Annotated in this window: 9 protein-coding genes and 3 tRNA genes; 2 read left to right on the top strand and 10 right to left on the bottom strand. The window is 55.1% G+C overall.

Annotated elements, in window-relative coordinates:
- The 4 genes from iteA to AC5DB9_RS15965 all read right to left on the bottom strand — a co-directional run.
- Window positions 1-1,169: anti-phage ATPase IteA (iteA, locus tag AC5DB9_RS15980; RefSeq protein WP_483151675.1), on the bottom strand; the 1,169-nt coding region annotated here is incomplete at its 3' end.
- A gap of 208 nt (window positions 1,170-1,377) precedes the next feature.
- Window positions 1,378-1,465 (bottom strand) — tRNA-Leu (locus AC5DB9_RS15975).
- A gap of 96 nt (window positions 1,466-1,561) precedes the next feature.
- Entirely contained in the window at window positions 1,562-3,973 is a 2,412-nt protein-coding gene (locus tag AC5DB9_RS15970; protein ID WP_272994062.1) for a CFI-box-CTERM domain-containing protein, read from the bottom strand.
- Window positions 3,957-4,379 carry a hypothetical protein gene (locus AC5DB9_RS15965; RefSeq protein WP_272994061.1) on the bottom strand — a complete coding sequence of 141 codons (423 nt, stop codon included), beginning with the start codon at window positions 4,377-4,379 and terminating at the stop codon, window positions 3,957-3,959. Before AC5DB9_RS15965 ends, AC5DB9_RS15970 begins: the two co-directional genes overlap by 17 nt.
- Window positions 4,380-4,506: 127 nt before the next feature.
- Here AC5DB9_RS15965 and AC5DB9_RS15960 point away from each other — a divergent pair, with 127 nt between their 5' ends.
- On the top strand, window positions 4,507-4,833 hold the full coding sequence (locus AC5DB9_RS15960; RefSeq protein WP_272994060.1) for a metalloregulator ArsR/SmtB family transcription factor: 327 nt from the start codon (window positions 4,507-4,509) through the stop codon (window positions 4,831-4,833).
- A gap of 235 nt (window positions 4,834-5,068) precedes the next feature.
- Window positions 5,069-5,653: a hypothetical protein gene (locus tag AC5DB9_RS15955; protein WP_272994059.1), complete on the top strand. Its 585-nt coding sequence runs from the start codon at window positions 5,069-5,071 to the stop codon at window positions 5,651-5,653.
- 93 nt (window positions 5,654-5,746) lie between these two features.
- On the opposite strand, the gene AC5DB9_RS15950 is transcribed toward AC5DB9_RS15955, so the two are convergent.
- The 6 genes from AC5DB9_RS15950 to AC5DB9_RS15925 all read right to left on the bottom strand — a co-directional run bounded on the left by AC5DB9_RS15950 (window position 5,747) and on the right by AC5DB9_RS15925 (window position 9,838).
- Window positions 5,747-5,820, bottom strand: a tRNA-Cys gene (locus tag AC5DB9_RS15950).
- A 38-nt stretch (window positions 5,821-5,858) separates the two neighbouring features.
- Window positions 5,859-5,934, bottom strand: a tRNA-Gly gene (locus AC5DB9_RS15945).
- A 117-nt stretch (window positions 5,935-6,051) separates the two neighbouring features.
- Window positions 6,052-6,606 (bottom strand): CDP-diacylglycerol--glycerol-3-phosphate 3-phosphatidyltransferase, encoded by a 555-nt coding sequence (pgsA, locus tag AC5DB9_RS15940; protein ID WP_028968508.1) that lies wholly within the window; start codon window positions 6,604-6,606, stop codon window positions 6,052-6,054.
- Window positions 6,607-6,648: 42 nt separating this feature from the next.
- Window positions 6,649-8,484, bottom strand: a complete 1,836-nt coding sequence (uvrC, locus tag AC5DB9_RS15935; RefSeq protein ID WP_272992760.1) for an excinuclease ABC subunit UvrC — start codon at window positions 8,482-8,484, stop codon at window positions 6,649-6,651.
- 8 nt (window positions 8,485-8,492) lie between these two features.
- Entirely contained in the window at window positions 8,493-9,149 is a 657-nt protein-coding gene (locus AC5DB9_RS15930; RefSeq protein ID WP_272992764.1) for a response regulator, read from the bottom strand.
- Between the two features lie 101 nt (window positions 9,150-9,250).
- Window positions 9,251-9,838, bottom strand: coding sequence for an alpha-ketoglutarate-dependent dioxygenase AlkB family protein (locus AC5DB9_RS15925; RefSeq protein WP_272992766.1), 588 nt, complete (start codon window positions 9,836-9,838; stop codon window positions 9,251-9,253).
- Window positions 9,839-9,921 lie beyond the last annotated feature (83 nt).

Below are 9,921 nucleotides of genomic sequence, written 5' to 3'. Positions count from 1 at the left end.
TCTGCAGTTGCATGACTCAAACCAAAAAACCTCCGATAAACCCGGGGGGATTCATCTCTCTCCTTGAGAATATTGCTTACTGTCCTGATGGATATTTCATATAATTCTGCCAAGGTTCTGAGAGAAAAGCTTTTTTTATTCCATTCCCGAAGCCACTCAATTTCCTTTTCGTAGGTCGGGAGTGATACCCCCTCCAATAACGCAATAGTCAACCCCAGCCTCTTAAGGAGATAATGTTCACTAATGCGACTATTGCCATCTATCACGCATCTTCTTTTTGTATCCAAGGAAACTTGCTCTATTACTGCGCCGGAGATTCCCCGAGATAAGTAAACCAGTCTGTCCCATTTAAGGTTCTTGGGTGCTAGTTCGCCGATAAAGTGCTGCCACATTTTTTTTCTAGATATCTCATCTGGCAAAGGCATCGGAATTCGAAAACTAAAACGCCGCCAAATTGCTGGATCGAGTAGTTGGTTATGGTTTGTTGCAGCAACAACAATAGCGTCATTAGGCAGCGAATCAATGTTTTGTATGAGCGCTATCACTACTCGCTGAAGTTCTCCGATATCTCGCTCATTTCCTCGCGCCCCTGCTAATGCATCGAACTCATCGAGAAACAGAACGCAGGGTCTTTGTGTGGCGAAGTCAAAGGCCTTTCGGAGATTTTTGCTTGTCTGGCCCAGGAGGCTGCTAACCAAGGTATCGCACCTGACGGTATAAAGAGGGAGCTTGAGATCAGAGGCTATTTTTCTTGCAAGTAGTGTCTTCCCTGTCCCTGGGGGGCCATCCAAGAGCACGCGATTAGGAAGGGCGGCACCGTGCTTTTGGAGTTGCTCAAAATGAGAGACGTTATCAAAGAAATCTTGTATTCGCTGCTGAACAGCGCTGGGGAGAATTACGTTCTCTGTATCGAGCGATGGAAAGCTTATATCAAGAGTGTCGAGTCGACTCTCCGAATCTACAGGTGGCTTGCTAAAACTAATACCCTTAGATGCATCTTGTACATGCGCGACAGCAGTTTTAGCTCGGGACAGTCGCTCTCGAACCATGCGGGCCTGCTTTTGCTCACCGGATTGCTCGAGCTTTTCTGCAAGCAAGCCAGCATAGTTGGTGGCCATGCTTGAATTTGCTTTCAGCGCACCATCCAATATCTTAAGAACTTCGGACAAATTTTCCACTTTGATGCACCAAATGGCAGTTTTGTCGCAGTATGGACCGAAACAGAGCGTAATTCCAGGCTTTTGATTCGCAAAATAGGTCGACTGTTCTCTCAAAGGGAGGGTTGAAGCTTTCTTGCAAACCGTCTACATAATGTCTACACGAGATCGGCGACTAAAATTAACAGACAGCTTGATAGATGCAACATGCTGATTTTATTGGTGCCCGAGGCCGGAATCGAACCGGCACGACTGCAATAGTCGGGAGATTTTAAGTCTCCTGTGTCTACCAATTTCACCACCCGGGCAGGGATGCGAGATACACGCCTGCGCTGAGTTGCAGGCGTGTAGGAAGGCGCACAATTCTACTTATCAAGCGCTGGAAAAACAACGCCTTAGCAGGCTTATGCGTTTTCAGGCAGGTATTTCTGCCTGCGCTGGGCAGCGATGCAGCCAATCATCAACAGAATCATCGCTATCGTGGTGATGGGGTAGCGGATACTGAGCACCAGCGGTAACAGGCCCGCTCGGACCACAGCCCTCGCCCACTCGTGCCCGGCAATGGCCTCTGCCAGTGGCGGCGAGTAACGATAGTAGAGGCGCACAAACTCGCGACCTGCGCCAAACTTGAGCAAGACGTCATCTCTGAAGTCGCGAAGCAGTTCCACATCTTCGGCCAGGAAACTGCCGTAGGCAGCAGTGGCGATAAAGCAGCCACCGCCACCTCCGCCACCGGAGGAGCCGCCACCAATGCCCCCGGCGAAACCGCCATCACCGCCGTCCGAGTTGTCATCGCCGCCTGCGTTGTCATCACCGCCACCATTATCGACGGGGTCCACACGCTGACTCAGCAGTTCTGCCGCAGCGCGGGCATCCATCAAGCCGCTGCCGGTCACGTCGTCTTCACCGGTAGAGGCTTCGCTGCCGGCCACATCAATTGCGCTGTCCCGGGTCGCCGCAATTAACTGCACCGGTGTGGCATTGGGAAAGGCCTCCAGCAACAGCGCAAAGACAGCCGCCGCATTGGGTGCGGCGGCGGATGTGCCGAAGAAGTTGGGATAGCCATCCGGCTCACCATCAATGGGCGCAACACTGCTGGAAGGCGATCCGAGAAATGTGGTGTTATTGCCATCGATCGCCGCAAACTGAGGTGTACGGCGGGAACTTCGAAGGTAGTTGCCATTGCTGTCGAACTGGACTGACAACAAACCACCAACGGAATTGAAGGGCTCGGGATCGATAGCAGGGGTTGTAAACCTTTCCGGTTCGTACTGAGGTGATTCCCACCAAGGCACGGCCGCGACCGCCGCCGCACCTATCGCCGTCGCATGTCCCCAGGCGCTTGGTCCATTAAAGGCATATTCAATACTGGTCGGCGTAGTGCCGGTATAAAGGAGACGAAACTCCAGCGGCACGCCGGTCTGCTGCGGGATGTCTCCCTGGCTGCCGTCAAAGTGATCGATGGCCAAGTAGAATGTCTGACTGTTCGCCCCGGTTTCCAGCAGTACAAATTCCACCGCATCGCCAAAAGGCACGCCGGTTCTGCCCTGCGTGTTGGTACTGCTGGCGTAGAATCCTGTGCTCGCGGAGTCGAGTGCGTCCAACTGCGGAGATGTGGTCGCATACAGGTTGAGATCAATCTGAGCGCCATTACTGCTGTTAACACTGGCATTGGGCTGATTCCAGTTCAACACTACGTAAGTGCTCGCAAAGGCCGGCAGGCGGATCGCCATAAAACGGTCAACACCATTATCGGACCAGTTGTGAAGATCGCTACCATCGGGCACCGCCAGCGTACCGGCCATATCGACACCGCTGTCGCTATCACGGTAGACAAAGCGGTGAGCTTTGTTGGCGTCGTTACCGAGAGCGCTGAGGTAGGCAACGCCCTGCTCCACACAGGCACTCGCGGCCAGCGCCGGCAAGTCGTCCTGATAGCTGGACTCGGTCAGAAACAGTACATCGTCCACAACCACCGAGGCGCCGCTGTTACACAGTGCCTCAATCCCCTGAGCGAACTCTCGCCGACTGCTTCCGACGCTATGAAAACTTAACTCTGCGCCGGGCGCGATATCGTAAATCAACTCGGCCATGGCCGCGCCTTCATCAGATCCCGCCAGCTCGTTGCTGCTATCGCGATCATTATCGAAAAGAATTCGGACGGATGCGGGCAGATCTCCACTGTCCTGGGGTTTGCTGCCGCGCAAAACACCACTCTCCCCTGCGGCAGGTGTCGTATTGGCATCGCGAACATCGGCGGTATGCGCAAAGCTGTCGGACAGAATCCCGATATGCTGCCCAGTGCCATCAACCGTTAAGTCGGCAGCCAAGACCTCGCTGCGAAGCGCCACACCGGCGCGACTGCGGGCATCGCCCCGCCGTGTCACCGGCTCCGGGGCGTAGTTGGCCTGCTGAATCCACTCCGCACTGGCCAGTGCCTGCAGTGAGGAATCTGTCGTGAGTAGCACCCTTGCCCAGCGATGGTCTGAACTCAGATAGCGCACAGTCAAGCCCATGTCTTCGAGCTGCATGGTCACATCATCTGGCAGCAGCTCAGGACGCAACAGCAGTTCGACGGGAATCGCGCCCTGGTCTGAGGCAGCGTTAAGCAGACGATCGCTCTGCAGTGCGTTCTTGCTGGGTCGCTGCAATTGCCCGCGAATATGGCTGCCAATCTTTCGCTCGAGCGCGTTATTCAGACGAATATTCTGCGCGTCTCCAGCATGAAGTGGCGACGACGAAAGCGCGGCAATGCCTGCGCTCAAGAAAGCCGCAACAAGATGTGAGTAACCGTTTTTCTCAGGGACTACGCGCATTAAGACGCCTCATTTCTATTGTCGTTAGCGGCGGCTTCGCTGCAGAAACAACGCTGACCGCTTCAATCCATTGTAATCGCAGCAATTCTTTCGGTGCCGACAGTCGCAGCAGTGCCCTCTGCTGAGCGTTATTGCTATACAAAACAGCGTAGTCGTCCAAACGCAGGCGCTCAAGCAAGGGGGAAAGCTGCCCCGGACGACTGTAGACAAGGACATAGCGAGGCGTGGGCCAATTGTCACTCCCATCCTCCAGCCAATGATGCAGCTCCTGACTGAATAAGGCCGCTATTCTCTGTGTTGTATCAGCCTCACTAACCGGTGTTTTCCACAGTGATCTGGCCGCAAACAGGCTCATACACAGCGAAAAAAGTGATCCGAGAATAACGAAGCCGCGTTTCTTATTCATGACGTACCACGCATGCATTTTCACGAACCCTACACAGAGTACGCGAAAGGTGCAGTACGTGATTTACGCAGGCCCTTCAAATATCCGGGGCGACAAATATAATTGCCATCAGCAACCGGAGTTTTCGATGACTAATACCCTGCAGTTTTTCAAATGCCTTGCCGACGACACCCGACTGAAAAGCCTTTTGCTGATGCGCCATCACGGCGAGTTGTGTGTCTGCGATCTGACCAGCGCGCTACAACTGAGCCAACCTAAAGTTTCCCGCCACCTGGCGGAGCTGAAGCGCTGCGAACTGGTTAAAGACGAGCGTCGGGGTAAATGGGTCTACTACCGACTCAATCCCTCGCTTCCCGACTGGGCGCTGGAGATCATTGATCAGGCACTTTCTTCCGACCCGGACTACCTCGAAATGGCGCAAGAGAGACTGAAAACTGGGGAGACTTGCTGCTAAAAACGGAATGACACGTTGCTTTTGATTCGTGAAAAATGAAAACGTTTTTATCTTAACAGCCGTACATTTAGCGCATTTGACGGCAATTTTGGACAAAAATTCCGCGTTTTCGACACAATAATTAGAGACATCCATCACGATTCTTTGTGACAATACGTATAAACCCCTAAGTTAAATTGTTCTTAGGCGAGCGTTAAAACATAATAAAACCGTTAGAGCCAAGGCGGACCCAATCATGCGTTTTTCAGATCTTAACTGTTTTGTGGACTTGAGTTGCTTCAAGGATGGAACCTTCTATGAGCAAGCCCTTGATGAGCTAGCGATAGATGAGCTACTGAACTGTCTCAGTCGTATCGAGTGGATCGATGGCAAAAACGCCCGCCACGATGCCTACCAGCGTTTACAACTCGCTGCGGAGCAGGCGGCAATCAACGGCTGGATACGCGACTCGCGGCAGTTGTTGCCTCATGAGGAAGCCGCGCCGCTTGAAGGCATGATGATCGCAGACTTTGAACGCAGCGAGCGCGCCGCGATTCTGTTCGCACTGAATCAGGGCCTGAGTCTTCTGGAGACCATCACCCTGAAGCGCAGCGATTTGCGCAACATGGCCCTGACACCTGCTGCCGCACAGATCGTCAGCCGCCTCACCCCTCACCTTCACTGCCAATGGCTGTTCTGGTATGAATGCAACGGCTCGCCGGTGCCATTGAGCTGTCTGCCGGCCCGCTGGCGGCAGAGAATGCCGATGAACTGGGAGCATTTCGCCAAGGCCTATCATGGCGTCAAGACCGCCCCTGCCAGCACCGCGAATATTGCATAAGAACTGGCGGAGAAATCCGCCACGACTCGCATACGCCAATAACTGCGCACACGCTTTGCCGCGTTAAAAGAAGATATCGTCAGGGAAGGAAAATGGAGGCGCGGGTCGGAATCGAACCGGCGTACACGGAGTTGCAGTCCGCTGCATAACCACTCTGCCACCGCGCCTTTTCACTGTCTCTCAATCGATTGCCGAAAGACGAGTTTGGAGCGGGAAACCGGGTTCGAACCGGCGACCTCAACCTTGGCAAGGTTGCGCTCTACCAACTGAGCTATTCCCGCATTTTCTCGGTTTTCTGTTCTGCTGTCAGGCGACGACAGAGCAGCGAATCAAGAAGGCGCCTATTCTAGTCACTCACCTACTGCTGTCAAGGAAAGTTGCTGATTTAGCGGATTTTTTTACGCCTTGGCGCGCAAATCCGGCCAGGCTGCACGCAGGTAAATCAGCATTGACCACAAAGTAAGCAGCGCTGCGACATACAGGCAGATCATGTTCGCCATGTAGCCAAGGCTTTCAGGGTCTGGCGGCAACAGCAGCAAGCCGATGATCGCAATAATCTGGGCTGTCGTTTTCACCTTGCCCAGGTAAGAGACTGCCACACTGGTGCGCTTACCCAGCTCAGCCATCCATTCCCGAAGGGCTGAAATCACAATCTCGCGACCGATGATAATCACCGCCGGCAAGGTAAACCACCAGGCATCATAGCGTTCGATCAACAACGCCAATGCAACCGCCACCATTAACTTGTCGGCGACCGGGTCCAGAAATGCACCGAGCGGCGTTGACTGCCCGAGCTTGCGCGCCAGGTAGCCATCCAGCCAATCCGTGATGCCCGCCAGCCCGAAGACCGCCGCTGTCGCCAGATAACTGCCGGGAAACGGCAGGTAAAACAGCAAAACGAACACCGGAATCAATACGATGCGAAATAAAGTCAGGGCGTTGGGGATATTCATACTCGTCTCATTTGAACCGGCTTGCGCCATTTTAGGGCTTTTCTAGCGGCTGCGCAGGCCTTCATAGATATCCTGTGCAATTTTTTCACTAATACCGGGCACCATGCATAAATCAGACACACTGGCCTGCTGTACGCCCTGCAATCCGCCAAAGTGACGGAGCAGATCGCGCCGACGCTTTGCCCCGACGCCCGGAATCGCCTCCAGGCCAGACTGTCGACGCGCCTTATCCCGGCGGGCTTTGTGCCCGGTGATGGCAAAACGGTGGGATTCATCGCGGATATGCTGAATAAGGTGCAAGGCCGGACTGTTATCCGGCAGACTAATTTCCCGACCATCGTCGCCGTGAATCAGCACCTCCAGTCCAGCCCGGCGATCAGCCCCCTTGGCGACACCGACCACCAGCAAGTCGCTGATCTCCAGTTCACCGAGCACCTCCAGTGCCTGGTTCAGCTGTCCCTTGCCGCCATCGATAAACAGGACATCCGGCCGGGGCACTTCACCACTGGCAATGCGTTTGTAGCGCCGAGTCAGCGCCTGCCGCATCGCCGCATAGTCATCCGCTGCCGTGATGCCCTCGATATTCATCCGGCGATAGTCGCTTTTTAACGGACCGTTGCCGTCAAATACCACGCAGGAGGCCACGGTGGCCTCACCACTGCTGTGGCTGATATCAAAGCACTCCAGTCGCTCCGGCGGTTCGGGCAAGGCCAGCACCTCGGCGAGCGCCCGGTAACGCGCACTCATGCTCTCCCCGGCAGCCAGCCGATTGCGCAGATTCTGCTCGGCAGCGGTCATGGCCAGTTGCCGCCACTTGGCCCGCTGGCTGCGAACTTTATGCACAATCGCTACCTGTCGCCCGAGTTGTTCGCTCAGGCTGGCGGCGAGTATATCGGCATCGCCCAGCTCAATATTGAGTACCAGTTCGCGGGGCATATCCATTGCGCCACTGCCAATCAAATAATGCTGGGCAATGAATGCTTCAACGTGGGCTTCCAGGCCCTCTTCCAGCGAGCTCTTGGGGAAATAGCTGCGACTGCCAAGCACCCGCCCGCCCCGCACGGACAAGAGCTGGATACAGCACAAGCCCGCTTCAATGACCCCGGCAACAATATCGAGATCTCCGGATTCGCCTTCAATGCACTGACTGGCCTGAACCTGCTGTAGGTAGGCAATGCGATCCCGAAGCTCGGCAGCTTTTTCAAATTCTAGTGCCTGAGCATGTTGCTCCATTTCATCAGCCAAAGCTGTTTGCAGGGCCGCACTTTTACCACTGAGAAACAGCTCCGTATGGTGGACATCGCGGGCATACTCATCGTCGCTGATTTTGCCGACGCAGGGCGCGGTGCACCGCCCGATCTGGTATTGCAGGCAGGGACGGCTGCGGTTGCGGTAGTAGCTGTCCTGACACTGGCGAACTTTGAACACTTTTTGCAGCCAGTTCAGGCTCTCGCGCACGGCCCCCGCACTGGGGTAAGGGCCGAAATACTGCCCCTTGCCGCGTTTACTGCCACGATGCAGACTCAGGCGCGGGTGCCGCTGATCGCTGCTGAGGTATATGTACGGGTAGGATTTGTCGTCGCGCAGCAGAATATTGTACGGCGGTCGGTAGCGCTTGATCAGATTCTGTTCGAGCAGCAAGGCCTCGCGCTCGCTGGCCGTCACCGTCACTTCTATCTGAGCGATACGCGATACCAGCGCAACGGTCTTGTTATTCAAGCCGGAAGCGCGAAAGTAACTGCTCAAACGCTTGCGCAGGTTCTTTGCCTTGCCGACATAGAGTTCCTTTCCATCGGCGTCCAACATCACATATACGCCGGGCTTTTGGGTAACCGTCTTCAGAAAGCGCTGGTGGTCAAAACTCGTTGTTGGGGGCATGAAATCCTTCAGTCTTCGCCGCTGGGCGCCTCGATCAGCCCGTGACGCATCGCCAGCAAGGTCAGCGCCACGTCACCATTGACATCCAGCTTTTCGAAAATGCGGTAGCGGTAACTGTTCACCGTTTTGGCCTGAATATGCAGGGTGTCGGCAATATCCTGCACCCGTAACCCATTGCTGATCATCAGACTGATCTGAATCTCCCGCTCCGACAAGGTATCAAATGGCGACGCGGACTTCTCATCATAGCTACGCAGTGCCAGTGCCTGCGCGATACTCGGGCTGAGGTAGCGACGGCCGCTGGCAACCTGACGCACAGCGGTCAACACCTCCTGCCCGGAGTCATCTCCACCCTTGGTCAGATACGCCCAGGCACCCGCCTTCAGCAGGCGGCTGGGCATAGGCTCCTGCTCAAGGGCGCTCACAGCAATAATGCGCGTTTCAGGCACCAGCTGCTGCAGTTTACGTGTTGCCTCCAAACCACCCATACCGGGCATGCGTACATCCATCAATACGATATCCGGCTTTAATTCCCGGCAGCGCTGAATGGCTTCTTCGCCACTGGCAGCCTCCGCAATCACCGAAATATCCGCGGCATCATCCAGCATCCTTGCTATGCCTGTACGCACCATGGCGTGGTCGTCTGCAACCAGCACTGTGATCATAAGTGACTCCCTGTTATCGAGCCAGAAGATACCATTTTGCCGGTGGCATGTGCTAGATAAGTGCGACTTATCTCTCCTGTCACTAGCGCCTTGCCAGTGCCCTAGCGGCAGATATTTCGAAAGGTAATATTGATGCGCGGCCCACGCCGGGCGCGGCGTGGCAGGCTGTGCTGCCAAAATTCCTGGGTCGGAGGCAACATCAGTAGCAGTGAGCCATTTTCAAGCGTGACAGTATGTGTGGGTGAACCCGCTTGATGCCGACCCGGAAAGGGGCGGAAACGAAAATCCCGGCGGTCGCCAAGGCTCAGTGACGCGATAGCCGGCGCGGCGCCCAGTTCAGGCTCATCGTCACTGTGCCAGCCCATACTGTCATCGCCGTCGCGATAGTAATTGAGCAAGGCGCTGTTAAAGTCCAAATCGAAATCCAGCCGAAGCTGACGGCGAACAGCGCATAATACGTCAGGCCATGGCAATGCCTGGTGTCGCTGCGCGCTGTATCGATAAGACACACCCTCATCGCCGACAAAGGCAACCAGGCGCGGGGTCGGGTGCCATTTACCAAAGACCTTAAGCTGCGGCTGCTGCCAGTCGATGCCATCTCTCAGTGCGCAGAAAAGCCGGTCGGCATCAGTAACATAGTCCGGGTAATACCTCAGCGAAGCACCAGGAAGTGGAATATCAATACCCACTGTCGCAGCTCCCCGGGCTCAATACACCCGCGGCTCGATATCCAGCAGGACAGCAAACCGCGCGTAAACAGAGTCTTGAATGC

The sequence above is a fragment of the Spongiibacter sp. genome (assembly GCF_984394615.1).
This window is presented reverse-complemented; position numbering and strand designations above follow the sequence as displayed.